This window comes from Bradyrhizobium sediminis (genome assembly GCF_018736105.1).
In the GTDB taxonomy this organism is placed as follows: domain Bacteria; phylum Pseudomonadota; class Alphaproteobacteria; order Rhizobiales; family Xanthobacteraceae; genus Bradyrhizobium.
On the sequence record NZ_CP076135.1, the window covers coordinates 2,289,915 to 2,310,581 of the forward strand.

General features: G+C 63.5%; 19 protein-coding genes. 10 read left to right on the forward strand and 9 right to left on the reverse strand.

Annotated elements, in window-relative coordinates:
- The first annotated feature begins 245 nt into the window (after positions 1-245).
- The 3 genes from KMZ68_RS10835 (at position 246) to KMZ68_RS10845 (ending at position 3,305) form a co-directional block, all read left to right on the forward strand.
- Complete coding sequence (locus KMZ68_RS10835; RefSeq protein WP_371737177.1) at positions 246-881, forward strand: RraA family protein; 636 nt, start codon at positions 246-248, stop codon at positions 879-881.
- A 35-nt stretch (positions 882-916) separates the two neighbouring features.
- The gene (locus KMZ68_RS10840) at positions 917-1,588 is read left to right on the forward strand and encodes a helix-turn-helix transcriptional regulator (protein WP_215615761.1); all 672 of its coding nucleotides are present in this window, start codon (positions 917-919) and stop codon (positions 1,586-1,588) included.
- A gap of 139 nt (positions 1,589-1,727) precedes the next feature.
- Positions 1,728-3,305, forward strand: a complete 1,578-nt coding sequence (locus KMZ68_RS10845) for a gamma-glutamyltransferase family protein (RefSeq protein ID WP_215615762.1) — start codon at positions 1,728-1,730, stop codon at positions 3,303-3,305.
- 1 nt (position 3,306) lies between these two features.
- On the opposite strand, the gene KMZ68_RS10850 is transcribed toward KMZ68_RS10845, so the two are convergent.
- From KMZ68_RS10850 to KMZ68_RS10860, 3 genes are read right to left on the reverse strand one after another with little or no spacing between them, the layout of a single operon-like run.
- Positions 3,307-4,659, reverse strand: coding sequence for an aspartate aminotransferase family protein (locus tag KMZ68_RS10850; RefSeq protein ID WP_215615763.1), 1,353 nt, complete (start codon positions 4,657-4,659; stop codon positions 3,307-3,309).
- A gap of 18 nt (positions 4,660-4,677) precedes the next feature.
- Entirely contained in the window at positions 4,678-5,343 is a 666-nt protein-coding gene (locus tag KMZ68_RS10855) for an HAD-IA family hydrolase (protein WP_249779587.1), read from the reverse strand.
- Positions 5,340-6,602 (reverse strand): Tm-1-like ATP-binding domain-containing protein, encoded by a 1,263-nt coding sequence (locus KMZ68_RS10860; protein ID WP_215615764.1) that lies wholly within the window; start codon positions 6,600-6,602, stop codon positions 5,340-5,342. The genes KMZ68_RS10855 and KMZ68_RS10860 overlap by 4 nt, the downstream gene beginning before the upstream one ends.
- Before the next feature lie 373 nt (positions 6,603-6,975).
- Between KMZ68_RS10860 and KMZ68_RS10865 the strand changes: the two genes are divergently transcribed.
- The 7 genes from KMZ68_RS10865 (at position 6,976) to KMZ68_RS10895 (ending at position 15,544) form a co-directional block, all read left to right on the forward strand.
- Positions 6,976-7,749 carry a motility protein A gene (locus KMZ68_RS10865; protein WP_215602449.1) on the forward strand — a complete coding sequence of 258 codons (774 nt, stop codon included), beginning with the start codon at positions 6,976-6,978 and terminating at the stop codon, positions 7,747-7,749.
- 30 nt (positions 7,750-7,779) lie between these two features.
- Positions 7,780-8,610 (forward strand): OmpA/MotB family protein, encoded by an 831-nt coding sequence (locus KMZ68_RS10870; protein WP_215615765.1) that lies wholly within the window; start codon positions 7,780-7,782, stop codon positions 8,608-8,610.
- A 161-nt stretch (positions 8,611-8,771) separates the two neighbouring features.
- A complete protein-coding gene (locus KMZ68_RS10875; RefSeq protein WP_215615766.1) occupies positions 8,772-10,670 on the forward strand; it encodes a potassium transporter Kup in 1,899 nt (632 codons plus the stop codon).
- Positions 10,671-10,803: 133 nt separating this feature from the next.
- Positions 10,804-12,732, forward strand: a complete 1,929-nt coding sequence (locus tag KMZ68_RS10880) for a potassium transporter Kup (RefSeq protein ID WP_215615767.1) — start codon at positions 10,804-10,806, stop codon at positions 12,730-12,732.
- A gap of 193 nt (positions 12,733-12,925) precedes the next feature.
- Positions 12,926-13,252, forward strand: coding sequence for a rhodanese-like domain-containing protein (locus tag KMZ68_RS10885; RefSeq protein ID WP_215615768.1), 327 nt, complete (start codon positions 12,926-12,928; stop codon positions 13,250-13,252).
- A gap of 8 nt (positions 13,253-13,260) precedes the next feature.
- On the forward strand, positions 13,261-14,424 hold the full coding sequence (locus tag KMZ68_RS10890) for an aminotransferase (RefSeq protein ID WP_215615769.1): 1,164 nt from the start codon (positions 13,261-13,263) through the stop codon (positions 14,422-14,424).
- 13 nt (positions 14,425-14,437) lie between these two features.
- Entirely contained in the window at positions 14,438-15,544 is a 1,107-nt protein-coding gene (locus KMZ68_RS10895; protein WP_215615770.1) for a polyamine ABC transporter substrate-binding protein, read from the forward strand.
- 113 nt (positions 15,545-15,657) lie between these two features.
- Here the strand turns inward: KMZ68_RS10895 and KMZ68_RS10900 are convergent, their stop codons facing one another.
- The 6 genes from KMZ68_RS10900 to KMZ68_RS10925 all read right to left on the reverse strand — a co-directional run bounded on the left by KMZ68_RS10900 (position 15,658) and on the right by KMZ68_RS10925 (position 20,631).
- Entirely contained in the window at positions 15,658-16,590 is a 933-nt protein-coding gene (locus KMZ68_RS10900) for a lipid A biosynthesis lauroyl acyltransferase (RefSeq protein WP_215615771.1), read from the reverse strand.
- Between the two features lie 70 nt (positions 16,591-16,660).
- Entirely contained in the window at positions 16,661-17,938 is a 1,278-nt protein-coding gene (locus KMZ68_RS10905; protein WP_215602441.1) for a beta-ketoacyl-ACP synthase, read from the reverse strand.
- 27 nt (positions 17,939-17,965) lie between these two features.
- Positions 17,966-19,156: a beta-ketoacyl-ACP synthase gene (locus KMZ68_RS10910; RefSeq protein ID WP_215615772.1), complete on the reverse strand. Its 1,191-nt coding sequence runs from the start codon at positions 19,154-19,156 to the stop codon at positions 17,966-17,968.
- Positions 19,153-19,623, reverse strand: a complete 471-nt coding sequence (locus KMZ68_RS10915) for a 3-hydroxyacyl-ACP dehydratase FabZ family protein (RefSeq protein WP_215615773.1) — start codon at positions 19,621-19,623, stop codon at positions 19,153-19,155. The genes KMZ68_RS10910 and KMZ68_RS10915 overlap by 4 nt, the downstream gene beginning before the upstream one ends.
- A gap of 9 nt (positions 19,624-19,632) precedes the next feature.
- Positions 19,633-19,920, reverse strand: a complete 288-nt coding sequence (locus KMZ68_RS10920) for an acyl carrier protein (protein WP_215615774.1) — start codon at positions 19,918-19,920, stop codon at positions 19,633-19,635.
- A 363-nt stretch (positions 19,921-20,283) separates the two neighbouring features.
- On the reverse strand, positions 20,284-20,631 hold the full coding sequence (locus tag KMZ68_RS10925; protein ID WP_215615775.1) for a hypothetical protein: 348 nt from the start codon (positions 20,629-20,631) through the stop codon (positions 20,284-20,286).
- Positions 20,632-20,667 lie beyond the last annotated feature (36 nt).

Sequence of the window (20,667 nt, forward strand, 5' to 3'; positions counted from 1 at the left end):
TCCTTGTTTGATGCGTTTTCTTCACGCGAACCGGTACCCACTTCGCTCGAAAACGCTTTGGATGTCTGCCATGAGCGGCCGTTCGAGTTGGGTTCGATCCCAATCTCGGCTATAGGCAGATCAATGGGTGGCCCCAATGCCATCCTGTAAATCTGGAGAGACACGCCGTGACGAAATCCGCTCCGCTGCCCGCTTCCGTCCTCGAAGCGTTGGCGCGCTATGACACCCCGACCATCTGCAATGCGATGGAGATCGTCGCCCCCGAACGCCGCCTGATCGGCTACACCACCAAGCCGCTGGTCTGTCCGTTCCCCGATCTGCCGCCGATGGTCGGTTATGCGCGCACGGTGACGATCCGCTCGGTGCTGAAGTCGGGGCTGCCGGCCGACGAGCAGGCGAAACGGCGCATCGACTATTACGAATATGTCGGCACCGGCCATGGCCCGCGCATCACCGTGATCCAGGACATCGACGGACCGGACGTCGGCTACGGCGCATTCTGGGGCGAGGTGCAAAGCAACGTGCACAAGGCGCTCGGCTGCCTCGGCGTCATCACCGACGGATCGATCCGCGACATCCCGCAATGGGCGCCGGGCTTCCAGGCTTTGGCAGGCTCGATCGGCCCGTCGCACGCCTGGGTTCACGCCGAAAGCTTCGGCGGCGAAGTCCGCGTCGCCGGCATGACGGTGCGCTCCGACGACCTGATCCACGCCGACCAGCACGGCGCGATCGTGATCCCGATCGACATCGCCGCGAAGATCCCCGAGGCCGCCGAACTCTGCGGCCGCCGCGAGACCCCGATCCTCGAGATCGCCCGCAGCAAGGACTTTACGCTGGAAAAACTGAAGGCAGCGCTGAAGCGGGCGGCGGAGATTCACTGACGGGGAAGACAGAAGCAATTTGGGAGGGGTAGGCCATGTTCGCGCTGATGGGCCGTGCAGATCCAGCGGCTAGCCAGGCCATTCAGTTCGCCAGGGGCATTCTCGATGCCTCGGCGACGGCTTTCTATGAGGTCGACGAAGGCCTCAACCTGAATCGCTTCCTGCTCAGTGGAATTCCGGTCGATTTTCATCGTCAGTATGTCGAGCGGATGAATCAATTCGATCCGCTGCATCCGAAGCGCGCCGCCAGCAAGCCGTTTGCCTTGCTGAGTGTCGCGACGGAGCGATGCCCGACGCTCGAATCTGCGGCCTACCGCTCATTCGCCGGTCAATGCGGCATCGTCGATATGGTCGAATTCTTCTTCCGGCGAGATGACAGGATCGTCGCAGGGATGAGCGTTGCCTGGGGGCCGGGCTGCAGGATTCCGGACGCGGCCATGAACATCGCCGGAAAGATCCACGACTATCTCGAGTTCAATCTGGTCGGCCGCGCCGCGTCGCCGGCCGAGGAACCAGCCCGGTATGGCCTGACCTCCCGCGAACTGGACGTGGTCGAGCTGCTATGCTGTGGGCGGACCAACCGCGAAATCAGCGAGTGCCTGCAAATCGGCTTGGCGACTGTCAAGACCCACCTGATCCACATCTTCGAAAAGCTCGGTGTGGAAACGCGTTCCGCCGCCGTTGCGCTGATGTCGCGACCGCACTGAGTCTGCCACGACCCGACCCGGAAGCCGGCGTGCGAGTCCGTCTGTCGCCGGCCGGAGAGCCGTCCAGGCCATCCACCTTTCGGTTGATTGTCCCGGCATTTGCGCCGGATCACGGTGGCCATAAACACAAGGGAACTTCATGCGCAATTTCATGGCTGTCGGCCGATCGGTAGCCGTCGCGGAACGCGGGATGGCGGCCACGTCGCATCCGCAGGCGACGCTCGCCGCAGTCGAGATCCTGAAGGCGGGCGGCAATGCCGTCGATGCCGCGATCGCCGCGGTTGCCGTCCAGGGCGTGGTCGAACCGCAGATGACCGGGATCGGCGGCGATTGCTTCGCGCTGTATTCGCCGAAGGCGGGCGCTCCGATCGCATTGAACGGCTCGGGCCGCACGCCGGCAAAAACCGATGCCGGCAAATATGCCGATGCCGCCGGGCGGGATATTCCTCCGACGTCTCCGGAAGCGGTGACGGTGCCCGGCGCCATCGATGCCTGGTGCAGGCTGATCGCCGATCACGGCAGCAAGCCGCTCGACGAGATTTTCCGCCCCGCGATTGCAGCTGCCGAGCAGGGGTTCTGCATCACGCCGCGCGTCGCCGCCGACTGGGAACATTTTCGCTCGCGCATCGAAAGCAATGCAGACGCGGCGGCCCAGTATCTTCCCGGCGGCCGGCTACCCGTCGTTGGCGATATCAGGTCGCAACCGGCGCTCGGGCGCACGCTCCGCCAGATCGCGCGCGACGGAAGCAAGGCGTTCTACGGCGGCGCCGTTGCGGATGAAATCATCGGCATCCTGCGCGGAATGGGCGGTGCCCATAGCGCCGAGGATTTTGCCGCGCACGAATCGGACTACGTGAATCCGATCTCCGCGACCTATTGCGATTGCGAGATCGCGGAGTGCCCGCCGAACGGGCAGGGGCTGGCGGCGCTGATGATCATGCGGACGCTGGCGGGCTTCGATGTGAAGAGCATGTCCGAAGCGGACAGGATTCATCTGCTCGCGGAGGCCACCAAGGCCGCCTATCGGGCCCGCGACGCGTTCTTCTGCGATCCCGCGGTCAATCCTGTCGACGCTGCCTGGTTCCTGTCGGACCGCTACATCGACGCGATCCGCGCCAGGATCGACATGAGGCGCGCTTCCGCCGCCGAGGCGTGGGACGATATCGAACACCGCGACACGGTCTATGTGACCGTGGTCGACCGCGACCTCAACGCGATCTCGCTGATCAACTCGCTATTCTACCCGTTCGGCAGCGGCATCTATGCGCCGAAGTCCGGCGTGCTCCTGCACAACAGGGGCTGGAGCTTCCGCGCCAGACCAGGACATCCGAACTCGCTCGGACCGCGCAAGCGGCCGATGCACACCATCATTCCCGGCATGATGATGCAGAACGGCCGGGCCGTGATGCCATTCGGCGTCATGGGAGGGCACTATCAGGCTGCGGGACATGCGAACCTGATCTCCAACATCCTCGACCTCGGCCTCGACATCCAGTCGGCAGCCGAAGCGCCGCGCACTTTCGCCTTCGACGGCATCCTGTCACTGGAGACGACGGTATCCCCTGACATCAAGGACGATCTGGCTGCGCGCGGGCATGACGTCCGCTGGTCCGGGGAGCCGATCGGCGGATGCCAGGCGATCCGCATCGATCATGAACGAGGCATCCTGCTCGGCGCCTCCGATCACCGCAAGGATGGGCTGGCGCTCGGCTTTTGAATCACTTCACCGCCGAAAGCCCGGCGTCGATTCCAGCGGCGATCCTTGCGACGTCGGCCGGTCCGAGAATCAGCGGCGGCGACAGAATGATGTTGTTGCCGGAAACCCGGATCATCACGCCGGCGTCGTAGGTGCGGTCCGCGATCGCCGCCGTCGTCTTCTTGTCCGCGGCCTTCTTGCCGTCGCGATCGGAAACCAGTTCGATCGCGGCCATCAATCCCTGGCACCTGACATCGCCGACGATCTCATGCTTCGACTTGAGTTGCTCAAGCGCGCTTGCGAGTTCCTTGCCGCGCGCGGTGGCGTTCTCGTCGAGCTTGAGCCGCCTGGTCTCGGCTAACGCCGCAATGCCGGCGGCGCATCCGACGGGGTGGCCCGAATAGGTATAGCCGTGACCGATCGATCCGAACGTCGATTGATCGCTCTCGAATGCCTCGGCAATCCTGTCGTTGATCAGCGTGGCGCCGAGCGGGAAATATCCTGACGTGATCGCCTTGGCGATGGTCATCATGTCCGGCTGCACGCCCCAGAGCCTCGCGCCAGACCAAGCGCCGGTGCGGCCGAATCCCGTGACCACCTCGTCGGAGATCATCAGGATGCCATGGCGGTCACAGATCTCGCGTGCGAGCTTCATGAAATTGACGGGAGGCACTATCACGCCGCCTGCACCGAGCACCGGCTCCATGATGAACGCCGCGATCGTATCCGCGCTCTGGAACGCGATCTCGTCCTCCATCGCCGCCGCGCACAGTTGCGCCAGCCGCGCGGGATCGCTCTCGTTGAACGGATTGCGGTAGGTCGAAGGTGCAGGGATATGAAAGACGCCGGGCAGCAGCGGCTCGTAGTTGCGGCGGAAGTTGGCGTTGCCGTTGACCGAGGCGCCTCCGAAGTGGGTGCCGTGATACCCCTTTTTGAGCGCCAGGAATTTGGTGCGGTCGCCTTGTCCCTTGATCTTCCAGTATTGCCGCGCCAGCCGGAGCGCGGATTCGACGGAGTCCGATCCGCCCGAGGTGAAGAACACCCGTGTCATGCCTTCCGGCTTGAACCATTCGGTGAGCTCGTGCGCGAGTTCGATGGATGGGCCGGTCGAAGTTCCGCGAAATCCGGAATAATAGGGCAGGGCGTCGAGCTGGTCGGCGATCGCCTTCTTGATGGGATCGCAACTGTAGCCGAGATTGACGTTCCATAGCCCCCCGACCGCGTCGAGAACCCTGTTGCCGTGGATGTCCGTGACGTGGACGCCTTCGCCCTTCATGATGATTTTCGGCGGTTGCGCGCGCATTTCGGCCGGATGCGCCATCGGGTGCCAGATCGGCTTGGCATTGTTCTCGAGCAGGAAGTTGATGTCGCGCATGTGGTGCCGCCTTCCGGTTCAGACGAATTCGAGATCAAGGTGACGCAGGGCCCTGATGTAGGATTCCCGGGGCTCCCGGACATCGAAATGGACGGTCTGGTAGCCGCAGGCTTGCGCGCCCGCGATATTGCGCTCCTGATCGTCCACGAACACGCAGCGGCCAGCATCGATCGAAAGTTGCTCAAGCACCAGCCGGTAAGCGCGAGGGTCCGGTTTCAGGATTCCGGTATGGGTCGCGTCGACGATGGCCTGGAAGCGGTCGAGCAGGGGCAGTTTTGTGCGAAAGCCGGCGCCGTAGAACAGATCGAGTTCGTTCGACAGGATGGCGAGCTTGTATCCGGCGTCACCGGCAATCCGGATCGCGCGTTCAGCTTCCGGCCGGATCACGGACCCGGGGTCGGCGCCACGCGCGCGTCTCACGAAGGTTTCCATGTCGCGCCAGTCTTCGCCGACCAGCCGTCCGACCTCGCGGCTGCGGATCAGCCAGTAGTCACGCTCTGAAATTACCCCTTGCTGCATGGATACCCACAGCGGATCGGTCTCCGGTGCGAACGGGCCGAGCCAGTTCAGGGTGAAGGGGTCCAGACCGAGCGCCATTTCCGTCAGATGGTGGGTTTCGAACAGCGTCTTCGAAATGACGCCGCCGAAATCCAGCACCAGCGCCCTGGCGGCCGGCGTCTTCACGATGCTGCCGCCGGCTTGCCGGCGGGTACGATGCCGGCCTCGACCCAGCGGTCGAAAATGCCCAATATGGTCTCGACGAATGCCGGGCTGTTGATATGTCCCCGGATTTCATGAAGCTCGACCGGCCTGACGATAGCCGCGCGCATTTCGGCGACGAAGGCAGAAAGACCTTCGGGATCATGCAGGGCTTCGCCTTCGCGATCCCATTGCTGGATGCCGCCGGCCGGCAGGACGAACGCCACGGGCGCCCGCGCCGTATCAAGTTTGTCGGCGATGGCCCGCGCGATTTTTCGCCGATCGTCCGGCCGTGACGTTGCCGAGGCGAGCAGCCGGTTGTGCGCGTGGAACGGACGGTCGACGAGGTCCTTCGGTACCGGTTGCCAGGCGGGAAAGTCGACCATGTCGACGGCGCCGGGGGCCACGATCTGCGGAATTCCCGCCTTTCCGGCGTTCTCCAGCCGGTCCGCGCCGGAACTCACGACCGAGCCCGCCAGGTGATTCGCGACTTCCTGCAGACTGAGATCCAGGATCGCGGCAAAGCCGCCCTGGGCGGCGATCGACTCCATGGCGCGGCCGCCCATTCCGGTGGTGTGGAACACGACGACCTCGTAGCCCCGCCTTTCCAATTCCGGCTTGAGCTCGACCATGTAGCTGAGACAGCTCTTGCCGAGCGACGTCATGGCGACGACCGGCCGGTCGTTCCCGGGCTTGATGGCGCTCTTTGCCGCGCCCACCACCGCGCCGCAGGCCTGGGAAAGCACCGCCGTGCAGGTGCCGTTGAGGCCATAGAGGCCGCCCGCCCACAGGATCATCATCAGGTCCGCGGCGATACGCTCCGGCGGTATCAGATGCGAGAAGGCGATCGTCGATACCACGAATTTGGGAACGCCGATCGGAAGCGCGCGTGCGACGTCGAGGGCAAGGTCGGTTCCCATGGTGCCGCCGATCGCGATCATGCCGTCGATCTCGCCGGCGTCGCAAAGCGCGCGCGTCAGGCGGGTGGCGCCGGCCGCCATCAGCGACATCGCCGAATTTTCGTCGCCGCTGGCCGCGATTATGTCGATCGTGGTTTGCGCCGCCCGCGCGACGGCGTGTTTGTCATGGTGGGGTTGGTAGGGCGGATCGCCCAGCACGCTGACATCCATCAGGACCGGCTCGCCGCCGGCCGCCCGGATGCAGTTGCCCATGAAGATGAGTTCGTCGGCCTTGGTGTCGCCCGTTCCGATCAGCAGAATTCGGGGGTGTAGGGCTTTCGTCATGAACTAGACCGCCGGTCATTCGCGCCTGGAAAGAGGCTACTGGCCTTACACTGCCGGGCCCATCAACCTATCGGTTGATTGCGGCCGGGCGAGCGCATCCACTGAGCTTGGACGAGGCCGCCCGCGCGCTCAGCCTCGAATTGACGGGTTTGGCCGCAGCCTGACGCGCTATGGTTAGCAGAAGGTTGAGAGCGCGCGCCGGCGCCGGCCCCGCGCACCAACACCACGCCGGTTCGGCCCGGCAATTTCTCGCGGCGGCTTAACCTTTACGCGTCTTTAATTGCGGCGACGTAGGGTTCCTGTAGCGCGGCTCAGGATGAGCTGCGCCACCGTCCAGGACGGCCGGTCGTTCGCGTGCGCGTTGGAGTTTCCCATGGATATCATGACGAGCGTTGGGCTCGTATTCGGCATCATTGTCATTTCAGCGATGGTGCTCATGGGAGGCGATCTTCACATGTTCATTTCCGAACATGCGATGATCATCATTTTCGGCGGATCGATCGCCGCCACCATGATCCGGTTTCCGCTCAGCGCCATCCTGCACGGCCTGCCGCTCGGCGCCAAATTCGCCTTCACCATGAGCCGCCTGTCGGCGCGCGACCTGGTCGACGAACTGGCCCGGATCGCGGAAATCGCGCGCAAGCAGGGCCCGGTCGGGCTTGAAAAGGTCGACACCAACGAGCCGTTCCTCGCCAAGGGAATTCGCTACGTTGCCGACGGCTACGATCTCGAATTCATCCGCGACAATCTCGAGCGCGACCGCGACAATTTCCTGATGCATCTCGACGAAGGCGGCAAGATCTACCGCGCCATCGGCGATTGCGCGCCGGCCTTCGGCATGATCGGAACCCTGATCGGCATGGTGCAGATGTTCGCCAACATGACCGATCCTTCGAAGCTCGGTCCGTTCATGGCGACCGCCTTGCTGGCGACGCTGTACGGCGCGCTGGTCGCGAACCTGTTCTGCCTGCCGATCGCCGACAAGCTGCACGGCAAGCTGCTCGACGAGGAGACCAATCGCACGCTGATCATCGACGGCATCCTGATGATCCGCGATTCCAAGAGCCCGACGCTGGTGCGCGAGATGTTGCTGGCCTACCTGCCGGAGAAACACCGCCATGAGGAAGGCGAGCCGGTCCCGGCGTAAACGCCTGATTCCGGTTCCGGAAACCAAGCAATGGCCAAGAAGAAACGAGGCGACGCGCATGGCGGAGGACACGGCTGGTTCGTGACCTTTGCCGACCTCATGGGCCTGATGATGAGCTTCTTCGTGATGCTCGTCGCCTTCTCCACCATGGACAACAACAAGCTGAAGATCGTCGCCGGCTCGATGCGCGATGCGTTCGGCGTGCAGAGCGAGGCCCGCTATTCCGGAATCATCGAATCCGACGGCCTGCCGACGCGGCCGAAGCTCAAGAACGCGGCGCACATCCCCCCGGACGAGGCGTCCAACACCCCGACCCCGGACGAGCAGGAACGCAGCCGGATCGCCGGCGCCAGGCTGAAAACCGACCGCGAATTCGCGCTGGCCTCGGCGTCGCTGCGGCAGGCGTTGCAGGACATGCCCGAACTGACCGAAATCTCCAAACACATCATGTTCGAGGAGACCAATGCGGGTCTCAACCTGGAAATCGTCGACCAGGATGGCCGCTCGATGTTCGCCGATGGTTCCAAGGTGCCCTACGACCGCACCCGCCGGCTGATCCAGAAACTGGCAGGCCCGCTGAAGGCGACGCCGCTTCGCATCTCCATCGTCGGCCATACCGCGGCGGGCTTCCTGCCGTCGCGCAGCGACTATGGGGCTTTCGACCTTTCGGCTGACCGTGCCAACGTGGTGCGCCAGATCCTGGAGCGGGAAGGCCTGCAGCCCGCCCATATCTTCGCCGTCTCGGGAAAGGCCGACAGCCAGCCGCTGTTTCCGGACGACCCGACGCTGTCGGCCAACCGCCGCGTCACCATCACGCTGATGCGCGAGGATCCGCCGCTGCCTCCGGGCTTGAAGCCGTAGGCTTGCGGCCACTACGTCAATACCGCATACTTCCGTGCAGTTGTCGCCGTGTGCGGGCGCCGCAGGGCCGGCGGTGCTAGGGTGGATCGGTTGACAAGCTTTCCAGGAAAGCGTCGATAGCCGGCCCGGATCAATCAACCGACAGAGCGTCTTCAGGCATCATGGCTCTCAGCGTTCCATCAACCGAAGCCCATGAGGCGTCGGCCACCACTGGCTTCTGGGCGCTGACGCTGGGAAGCATCGGCGTGGTGTTCGGCGACATCGGCACCTCGCCGCTGTATGCGTTTCGCGAAGCTGTCGGCGCTGCGGCGCATGGCCAGCCGGTCAGCCGCGTCATCGTGCTCGGCGTCCTCAGCCTTATCCTGTGGTCGCTGTTCATCGTCGTCACCGCAAAATACGTGTTGCTGCTGCTGCGTGCCGACAACAACGGCGAGGGTGGCACGCTTTCGCTGATGGCGCTCGGCCAGCGCGCGCTCGGTCGCCGCAGCTGGCCATTGCTCGCGCTTGGCGTCGTCGGCGCATCGATGTTCATCGGCGACTCCATGATCACGCCGGCGATTTCGGTGTTGTCCGCGGTCGAAGGTCTCAAGCTCGCAGCACCTGCGCTCGAAAATTACGTGGTGCCGCTGACCGTTTTCATTCTCGTCGTGCTGTTCTCGGTCCAGAGCAGCGGTACCGCCCGCGTCGCTACCGCTTTCGGACCGGTCATGGTGGTCTGGTTCGCCACCCTGGCGGTGTTGGGACTGGTGCATATCAGCGACGACCCGTCGGTGCTGGCGGCGATCAATCCCTGGTATGCCGTCGAATTCATGCTCTCCCACGGAACCGTCGGGCTGGTGACGCTGGGCGCGGTGTTTCTCGCGGTGACCGGCGGCGAGGCGCTCTATGCGGATCTCGGTCATTTCGGACGCAAACCGATCCAGGCCGGATGGTTCTACTTCGTGTTGCCGGCGCTCTTGATCAACTATTTCGGCCAGGGCGCACTGGTGCTTGCCCATCCTGCCGCGATCGAAAACTCCTTCTACCGGATGGTTCCGGAAATGCTGCTGATACCGATGGTGGTGCTGGCGACCGCTGCCACCGTCATTGCGAGCCAGGCGGTGATCACCGGAGCCTATTCGCTGGTCCGCCAGGCGGTGCAGCTCGGTCTGCTGCCGCGCTTCGAGGTCCGCTACACTTCGGAGACCCATGCCGGGCAGATCTATTTGCCGCGCGTGAACCGGTTGCTCCTGATCGGCGTGTTGCTGCTGGTGCTGCTGTTCCGCACCTCGAGCAACCTGGCGTCCGCCTATGGCATCGCCGTCTCCACGACCATGGTCGTCGACGGGATCATGGGTTTCGTCGTGATCTGGAAATTGTGGAACTGGCGTGCGGCCACGGCCGCGGCGCTGATCGTGCCGTTCGTCTTCGTCGACTCGACGTTCTTCGCCGCCAACCTCCTGAAACTGCTCGAAGGCGCCTGGGTGCCGCTATTGTTCGGTTTTGCCATGGCGGTGATGATCTGGACCTGGCGCCGCGGTGCGGCGATCCTGGTCCTGAAGACCCGGCGCATCGAGGTGCCGCTGGATGACCTGATCAAGAGCCTGGAAAAGCGTCCGCCCCACATCGTCAAGGGCACCGCGGTGTTCCTCACCAGCGACCCCAGTTTCGTGCCGACGGCGCTGTTGCACAATCTCAAGCACAACAAGGTGCTGCATGAGCACAATGTGATCCTGACCATCGAGACCGCGCAGACGCCCCGGGTCGACGTCGCCGAGCGCGTCCGGATGGAAAAGATCAGCGACAAGTTCTCCACCGTCCGGCTGCGCTTCGGTTTCATGGAGTCGCCGAACGTGCCGAAGGCGCTGGTGATCGCGCGCAAGCTCGGCTGGCAGTTCGATATCATGTCGACGTCGTTCTTCGTGTCGCGGCGTTCGCTGAAGCCGTCTCCGCAGTCGGGAATGCCGCAATGGCAGGATCACCTGTTCATCGCGCTGACCCGGTCGGCGAACGACGCCACCGACTATTTCCAGATCCCGACCGGGCGCGTGGTCGAGGTCGGCACCCAGGTGATCATCTAGCGATCATCTAGCCGTCCATGCGTTTTTCGCATGGCTAGACCCCAAAATCAGGGTAGGCTATGCTCCAAGCGCAGGGCTATAAGCCGCCACGCTTTGCTATTTGTGCAGTGAAGCATTTGAGGCCTCCACTCCCATGACCAGTGACGTTGCAGCTCCCGCCGCGGAAACGCCGGCGGCCAATGGGCATGGCGAAGCCCATTCCACCGCCGGCTTCGGCGCGCTGATGCTCGGCAGCATCGGGGTGGTCTACGGCGATATCGGCACCAGCCCGCTCTACGCCTTGCGCGAAGCGGTCGTCGCCGCCGGCGGCCCGGCTGCGACATCGGCCAATCCGGACGCGGTGCTCGGCATCCTCTCGCTGATCCTGTGGGCGCTGATCGTCGTGGTGACGCTGAAATATGTGCTGATCCTGCTGCGCGCCGACAACAACGGCGAGGGTGGAACGCTGGCGCTGATGGCGCTGGCGCAGCGCGCGGTCGGCGCCGGCGCCGGCGCCATCGTGCTGCTCGGGATCATCAGCGGTGCGCTGTTTTACGGCGACGCGGTGCTCACGCCGGCGCTGTCGGTGCTTTCGGCGATCGAAGGCATCAAGCTGGTGACCGCGACCTTCGAACACTATGTGGTGCCGCTGACCGTGATCATTCTGGTGGCGCTGTTTGCGGTTCAGTCGCGCGGCACCGCACGGGTCGCGGCCTTGTTCGGACCGATCATGTGCATCTGGTTCGCCGTCATCGCGATCGCGGCCGTGCCGCAGATCATGCAGCACCCCGAAGTGCTGCTGGCGTTCAACCCGCTGCTTGCTGCCTCCTTCATGATCCATCACGGTATCATCGGATTCGTCACGCTCGGCGCGGTGTTTCTCGCCGTCACCGGCGCCGAGGCGCTCTATGCCGATCTCGGCCATTTCGGCAAGAAGCCGATTCAGACCGCCTGGCTCGTCATCGTGCTGCCGTCGCTGGCGCTGAACTATCTGGGGCAGGGCGCGCTGCTGATCGCCGATCCGAAGGCGATCGAGAACCCGTTCTTCCTGATGTTTCCGGACTGGGCGCTGATCCCGATGGTCGGTCTCGCCACCGCGGCGACCGTGATTGCGAGCCAGGCGGTGATTACCGGCGCCTATTCGCTGACGCGTCAGGCCATCCAGCTCGGCCTGCTGCCGCGATTTGAAATTCGCCATACCTCGGAAGCCCATTCCGGCCAGATCTATATCCCGCGCGTCAACATGCTGCTGCTCGTCAGCGTGATGCTGCTGGTATTGCTGTTCCGCTCGTCGAGCGCGCTGGCGTCCGCCTACGGCATCTCCGTGACCGGCACCATGGTGGTCACGGCGATGATGGGCTTCGTGGTGATCTGGAAAGTCTGGAAATGGTCGCCGCTGGCGGCCGCGGCGCTGATCGCTCCGTTCCTGTTCCTCGACCTGACCTTTCTGGCGGCGAACCTGTTGAAAGTATTCGAGGGCGGCTGGGTGCCGCTGGCGCTCGGCGCCGTGGTGATGATCCTGATGTACACTTGGCGGCGCGGCAGCCGGCTGCTGTTCGAGAAGTCGCGCAAGCTGGAGTTTCCGCTGAACGAACTGGTGGCGATGCTGGAGAAGAAGCCGCCGCAGCGGGTTCCCGGCACCGCGGTTTTCCTGACCAGCGATCCCCAGAGCGCGCCGACCGCGCTGATGCACAGTCTCAAGCACTACAAGGTGCTGCACGAGAAGAACGTCATCCTCACCATCGAGACCGCGCCGACGCCGCGGATCGACCCGGCCGAGCGGGTCAGGCTGGAGCAGATCAGCGAGACCTTCTCCAAGGTGACGCTGCGGTTCGGATTCATGGAATCGCCCAACGTCCCGAAGGCGCTGGCGATCGCGCGCAAACTGGGCTGGCAGTTCGACATCATGTCGACTTCGTTCTTCCTGTCGCGGCGCGCGCTGAAGCCGGCCGCGCATTCCGGCATGCCGCGCTGGCAGGATCACCTCTTCATCGCGCTGAGCCGCACCGCCAACGACGCCACCGACTATTTCCAGATTCCGAGCGGCCGGGTGGTCGAGGTTGGAACCCAGGTGACCGTCTAGGGTCTCGTTCAGGCCCCCCCCTCAAATGGCCCTGCGGCGCTTGATTTTCGCCGCGCCAGAGGCGACTTTGGCGCGGAAGGGCGGTCGGTCGATCTTCGCTGAATTCGCTGGCAATAGCGCGTATTCTGCAGGAGTGGGGACCGGTCTTGCGAACAGGATATGTGCGACGTCAGGCATTGTTGGGAGGTTTTGAGTGGCGAACCAGGTTCACGATTTGCTGCCGGATGAGGTATCGAAGGGGATGGCGGAGGGACGCTATCTTCTCGTCGATGTCCGCGAGCCGAACGAGGTCGCCGTGGAAGCCTATCCCGGTGGCATAGTCGTTCCGCTTTCGACCTTCGACCCGAAGAATATTCCGGATCCGCAGGGCAAAGAGGTGGTTTTTGCCTGCCGCTCCGGCAAGCGCTCGGTAACGGCCTCGCTGGCGGCGCAGGCGGCGGGCCTCCCATACGACCGGCATCTTGCTGGAGGAATACTCGGCTGGAAGGCCGCGGGACTGCCGACCAAGAGCGGCGGCTGACCGCTGCCATGACGTCCATGAACAAGGTTTTCGCGGATCTTCCCGTCACGATCTTCGAGGCGATGTCGCAGGCTGCCCGCGACAACAACGCGATCAATCTCGGCCAGGGTTTTCCCGATGATCCGGGGCCTGAGGACATCCGGCGCGCCGCGGCCGACGCGGTCATGGACGGCTATAACCAGTACCCGTCGATGATGGGTATTCCGGAACTGCGGCAGGCGATCGCGGCCCATTACGGGCGCTGGCACGGGCTCAACCTCGATCCGATGACCGAGGTGATGGTGACCTCGGGCGGCACAGAGGCGCTGACATCGGCGATTCTGGCCGTGGTCGAGCCCGGCGACGAAGTGGTGGTGTTCCAGCCGGTATACGATTCCTACCTGCCGATCATCCGTCAGGCCGGCGGCATCCCGCGTCTGGTGCGTCTCGAGCCGCCGCATTGGCGGCTGACCGAGGAGGCGCTGCAAGGCGTCTTCAACCACAAGACCAAGGCCGTGCTGTTCAACAATCCGCTCAATCCCGCCGCGGTGGTCTACCCCCGCGAGGATCTCGAATTGCTGGCGCGGTACTGCCAGGAGTTCGACACGGTCGCGATCTGCGACGAGGTCTGGGAGCATGTGATCTTCGATGGCCGCGAGCATATCCCGCTGATTGCGATTCCGGGAATGCGCGACCGCACCATCAAGGTGGGTTCCGCCGGCAAGATCTTTTCGCTGACGGGCTGGAAGATCGGCTTCGTCTGCGCGGCCCCGCCGCTGCTGCGGGTGGCTGCGAAGGTGCACCAGTTTCTCACCTTCACCACCGCGCCCAATCTGCAGGTCGCGGTCGCCTACGGGCTCGGCAAGCCGGCGGATTATTTTTTCGACATGCGCAAGGAACTGGCGCGCAGCCGCGACCGTCTCACGAAAGGTCTGGAGAGCATCGGCTTTCCGGTCCTGAAGTCGCAGGGCACCTACTTCCTCACGGTCGACTTGTCGCCGCTCGGGCTCAACGAGACCGACGAGGCGTTCTGCAAGCGCATCGTCACCGACTACAAGGTCGCCGCCATACCGGTGTCGGCGTTCTATGAAGAGAACGCCGTGACCTCGGTCGTGCGGTTTTGTTTCGCCAAGAAGGATGCAACTCTCGACACCGCGCTCGAACGCCTGTCGGACGCGGTGCACCGCCGCTGAGAGGTCGACAGCGATGCGCAGCCGTTTCCACATCCAATTCGGTATCGCGATGGCCGCTGTGCTGGCGCTGTCTTCGCCGCCGGCAACGGCGCAGCAGCGCACGGTCAATTTCTACAATTGGTCGAACTACATGGCGCCGGGGGTGCTCGAGGATTTCACCAAGGAGACCGGCATCAAGGTGGTCTACGACACCTTCGACGCCAACGAGACCCTGGAGACGCGGCTGCTCGCCGGAAAGTCCGGTTACGACGTCGTGGTTCCCACCGGCTATTTCCTGCAGCGCCAGATCACCGCGAAGGTTTTCCTCAAGCTAGACAAGTCGAAGCTGCCGAACCTCGCCAACGCCTGGCCGGTGGTGACCAGGCGGCTCGCCACCTACGATCCCGACAATAGCTACGGCGCCAACTACATGTGGGGCACCACCGGCATCGGTTACAACGTCAAGATGGCGCAGAAGATTCTCGGACCCGACGCCAGGATCGACAGCTGGGACGTCGTCTTCAAGCCGGAGAATCTGGCGAAGTTCAAAGACTGCGGCATTCACATGCTGGATTCCGCCGACGACATTCTCCCCGCAGCCCTGAGCTATCTCGGGCTCGACCCGAATTCGACCAGGCAGGCCGAGCTCGAAAAGGCCGCCGATCTCGTCAGCAAGATCAGGCCCTATGTCCGCAAATTTCATTCCTCCGAATATCTCAGCGCCATGGCCTCCGGCGAGATCTGCTTCGTGGTGGGCTGGTCGGGCGACATCATGCAGGCGCGCAGCCGCGCGGCGGAGTCGCGGAACGGCATCGAGATCGGCTATGCCATCCCGAAACAGGGCGCGCAGATGTTCTTCGACAATCTCGCGATTCCCGCCGATGCCAACAATGTCGCGGAGGCCTATCAGCTGATCGATTATCTCTATCGGCCTGAAGTGGCGGCGAAGAATTCAGATTTTCTGTCCTACGCCAACGGCAATCTGGCGAGCCAGAAGCTGATCGACCCGAAAATTCTCAATGACAGGAATATCTATCCGGACGAGGCGACGATCGGCAAGTTGTTCGTGATCACCGCGCGCGACCCGGCGACCCAGCGCATCGTCAACCGGCTCTGGACCAAGGTAAAGACGGGGAGATAGGTTTCTCCACCGTCATTGCGAGCGAAGCGAAGCAATCCATTGCTCGCCGCAGAAAGAAAAGCTGGATTGCTTCGCTGCGCTCGCAATGACGTTGAGGGAGCACGGGACTATCCTCACCGCCAGCGGCGATGCAGCCACAGCCACTGGTCCGGGTATTCGCGAATCCAGCCTTCGACGACCGAGGTGATCGCCTGCATCGTGCCCTGGATATCGATCTGCCCCGAGGCGTCGCGCACCGGCTTCACCTCCTCGGATAGTTCGGCGCGGAAGCGGTTGTTGGGCAGACGGATGATGCGCGTGCCATGGATCGGGCACTCGACTTGCCGCAACAGCCGCGCCAGCATCGGATTGGCCCTGGTCTTGCGCCCGAAGAAGGTGACCTCGACGCCGTTGGTCAGGTACTGGTCGACCAGCATGGCGACGTGCTGGCCCTTTTGCAGGGCTTCGGCGAGCTTCAATGGCGCGTCGCGGCCGGCCGCGATCAGCGTGCCCATTTTCACCGCACGGATTTGTTCGATGGCGCGGTCGGCGGACTCGCTGTTCGGCCGCCGGAACAGGATTGCGGCATCCAGGCCGTGCGCAACCGCCGCCAGTGCCGGCAGTTCCCAGTTTCCGAGATGGCTGGCGAAAATCAGCGCTGGCTTGCCGTCGTCCTTGAGCTGGGCAAACAATTCATGGGTGCGGGGCGGGATTTCGACGCGGCTTTTCTCGGGATGATCGGGGTCGTAATCCCAGATGTGGTCGAGATGGGCGAACTCGGCGCCGATGCGGCCGAGATTGTCCCACACGCCCGCCAGGATCGTCTCGATCTCCTCGGGGGATTTCTCGGGGAAGGCGGCCTTGAGATTCTCCCGTCCGATCCTGTCTTCACGGAGCCGCGGGCCGATAAAGCGCGTGATGCGGCCGAACAGGTTGGCGGTCTTGGTCGGATCGAAATAGCGGGTGGTGCGCAGCATTGCGATCGTCAGCGCGCCCACCGCGGCTTCGGCAAGCGGCTTGGTGGCGTCGCGAATACGGGCCCTGGTGCGAAGCAGGAGAGGGCGCATCACCGACCAACGACGATTTGACCGGACGTCTGCCGGTTTTCCAGGCGCTTCGGCATCGGGCTATCGCAGGTTAGAGCGGTTCACGCGTCAGGATCAGCGAGGCATTCTGGCCGCCGAAGCCGAACGAATTCGACATCACGGCGGTGACGCGCGCATCGCGGGCATGATTGGGCACAACGTCGAAGGGAATCGCCGGGTCCGGAATCTCGTAATTGATGGTCGGCGGAATCCGCTGATGCTCGAGCGTCAGCAGCGAAATGATCGCTTCGACCGCGCCGGCGGCCGAGATGGTGTGGCCGATCATCGATTTGTTCGACGATACCGGAATTTGCTTGGCGCGCTCGCCGAACACGGCGGAGATGCCGACATATTCCATCTTGTCGTTTTCCGGCGTCGCGGTGCCGTGCGCGTTGATGTGGTCGATCTGCTCGGTCGTCATGCCGGCATCCGCCAATGCCTTGCGGACACAGCCGATGATCGGTTTGCCGTCCGGGCTCGATCGGGTGCGATGGAACGAGTCGGTCAGTTCACTGCAGCCGACGAGAACACCGAGAATCGGCGCGCCGCGCGCGACGGCGGCTTGGTAGCTTTCGAGCACCAGCGTGCCGGCGCCTTCGGCCATGACGAATCCATCGCGGTTCTTGGAAAACGGCTTGGAGGCCGCCTGCGGCGGATTGTTCTGGGTCGACAGCGCCGACAGCAGCGAAAACCGGATCAAGGCTTCCGGATTGACCGAGCCGTCGGTAGCCACAACCAGCGCCGCGTCAGTTTCGCCGCGGCGAATAGCTTCCACGCCGAGCTGAATCGCGGTGGCGCCGGAGGCGCAGGCGGTCGAGAGCGAGATCGGCGATCCCTTGGTGCCGAATTTCTCGGCCAGATGACCCGCCACCGAGCCGAACATGAATCGGTGATGATACGACGCGAACTTTCCGCCGCCGCTGATAGAAAGGATATCATTGACGTCGAAATCCGGCTTGCCGACCGCGCGCCCCACTTCGATCCGCTGCGGCCATTCAACTTCGACCGGCGCCACGGCCAGAAACAGCGGTCCGGGAAATTCGCCCATGCGGCCGATGCCGGACTGCCCGAGGGCTTCCTCGGTGGCGATATCGGCGAGCCGTTCGGTCAGCGCGGTCGAAGAGGCGGGGTCGACCGTCACGAAATCGACCGTTCCGGCCATCGTCGATTTCAGGCCCTCGATCGGGAAGCGGGTGACGGTCCGGATGCCGGATTCGCCCGCGGTCAGCTTCTTCCAGTTGTCGGTCTTGCCGGCGCCGAGCGACGTGACGATGCCCATGCCGGTGACGACGACGATCGGTCTGCCGAATTTGTCGCGTGATGCTGTCATGATGTCCCCGTCGATTACGCGCCGTCGCTACTTGATGGCTTCGACCAGGGCCATGCCCTCGCCCTGCCAGTGACCGGCCCCAACGACCACAATCTGGGTCGGGGGCTTGGACATTTCAACCTCCAGCCCGGTCGGATCGTTGGGCGGATAGAGCGCGCCGCGCGACAGCGACAGCGCCGCCAGCGCAATACCGAGAGGAAACTGGGTCTCCAGCGTGTGGCCGAACGAGGTTCCGGTTGCCCGCACCGCGCATCCCGTGCGCTGGTTCAGGAACGCCCTTTCCTCCGACGTGACGGGTTCGACCCCGGTCGCGCCGGTGATCAGCGCCCCATTGTCGCCGCCCACGCCGAGTTTCGACCACAGCGCGTCCAGCGATTTCGTCACCGCGCCGGGCTGCTTGCGTTGCGCCAGGTCGGCGACCACCTTGGTCAGCTTCGCATAGGGCTTGGCGCCGCGAGCCTCGGCGTGTTCCCGGGATTCGATCACCAGAAAACAACCGGCCGAGCCGAGGGCAAAACCATCATGCTCCTTGTCGCGCGCCCATACCGGGGCAAACTTGTCCTTGAGATTGAAGTCGCCGAATTCGTAGAGGATCAGGAGATCCGTCCGCTCGCCATTATGGGCCGCGCCGACCAGCGCGATGTCGCTTTGTCCGGATTCGATTCGCGCCAGCGCGATTCGCGCCGCATCGATGCTTGCCGCTTCCTCGCCCATGAAGGTGCGCGAGGTGCCGGAAACGCCGTGGACGATGGCGATGTTGCCGGCGAGCAGGTTGGAGAGCTGGGCCAGAAACAGCGTCGGCCGCAAATCGTTCATCAGCCTTTCATTGAGAAAGGCGGGACCCGAATTACCCTTTATATAGGCATTGAGGATCGCCATGTCGACCGCGACATCGCGTTCGCCGCCGCCGGCCGCGACGATCATGTCCATCCGCCCGAGGATTTCCTGATTGCCTTTGACCCCGGCGGAATCCAGCGCGAGCCCGGCGGCATAGGTGCCGATGCGCTGCCAGGCCTCCATCTGCCGCTGGTCGCCTTTTTTCGGGATCTGCGCATCGAAGGAGACCGGCGCCAGCGGGTGGACGATGTAGGGCGCAAAGCGCTTGTCGTCGACATTGATGCGCTTGTTGTTGAGGGCATCCCAATGCGCGTCGAGGCCTTCGCCGAGCGACGACACGATGCCAATACCGGTGATCCAGGCTTCCTTCGGCTCAGTCATTGCGTAATCGCCTGCAGGGGAAATCCGATCTTGTGGGCCATCGCGTCCATGTGGACGCGCAGGGCGGGATCGGGGAAGGGGATGTGGCGGAAGGTGAGGTCGGCGCTGCACTTCAATTCGGTGCCGACGCGCGCCTTGGCGGACGTGACGGCAAAACCCGAGCCTTCGTGCTCGATCCTGGCTTCGATCGTCAACAGCTGACCGGGACTCACGAACCCCCGCATCTTGGCTTCCTTCACCATCGCCAGGAATGGCATGCGCTCGAACTTCATCACGCCGAGCAGCAGCCAGCCGGAACTCTGCGCCATCGCTTCGGTGAGCAGGACGCCGGGCATGATCGGAAAGCCCGGAAAGTGCCCCTCGAAGATGGTGTGCGTTTGCGGGACCTGGGCCTCGACCGTGATCCTCTTCTCGTCGAGGTTGAGGTCGACGATGCGGTCAATCAGCTGAAAATAATCAAGTTGCATGGCGGGCGACTAGGCGCCCGTGCTCTTGGCCGCAACCAGTTCGTCGATGCGCGCGGCGAGATTCTTCAGCACGAAATACTGCTCGGTGGTGGCCTTGCCGTCGTTGACCTCCTGGGTCCACTTCTCCAGCGGCATCTTGATCCCGAACGCCTTGTCGATGGCAAACGCGATGTCGAGAAAATCCAGGCTGTCGATCCCCAGATCATCGATGGCGTGGCTCTCCGGCGTGATCGTGTCGCGCGGGATGTCGCAGGTTTCAGCGATGATCGTGGCGATCTGCTCGAATGTAGAAGACATCATTAAGCCTTTGATATATTGGAGATAAATTCCGGAACGGCATGGGATGTGGGTGCGGCGCCCCGGAATGCCCGATCCCCCAGCCGGAGTCGAGTGCCCGTATATCGGAGCGAGGCCCTGAGTTCAATGGAGGCGGGCTGCCGCCGGGTTCGGATTTGCGGGCGAAACGGCCCGAAAGCGCCAAAATGCCAGTACCCGGAATCGTAAATCGGTAATGCAGCCATCCTTCGAGACGGCCGCTTCGCGGCCTCCTCAGGATGAGGTCTAACTTGTTGATACACAACAACCTCATGCTGAGGAGCGAGCATCGCGAGCGTCTCGAAGCATGGCAACAAGCAACTCACTGACCATTAATAGCGAGCACTAGATGCGCGGCGTCGAAATATGGGCGCAATCGCGCCGCCCCATCAGCACGCAATCCTGGGTCTTGCGCAGATCGGCGATGCTCATCGCGAGCCAAATTCCGATCGCCGTCAGCGCCACGGTGAAGGCGAAGGCCGCGAGGTTGGCCAGCATGCGATGGCGGAAATCGTCCGATTCCTCCCGGCCCTGCTGGAAACGCGACAGGTGCCCGGATTGCGGCCGGCCGGCGTCGTTGTGGGCCTGCTTGCCCGGCTCTCCCCGCCAACCCGGCGGATGGGCCAGGGTGCGCGGCCGGAATTTGAGCACGCGATGCTCTTGATCCGAGGTGATGGGCTGCTGGGTGTTCACTGCTGCCAGCTCCGGGAGACGCCGATCTCATTTAGC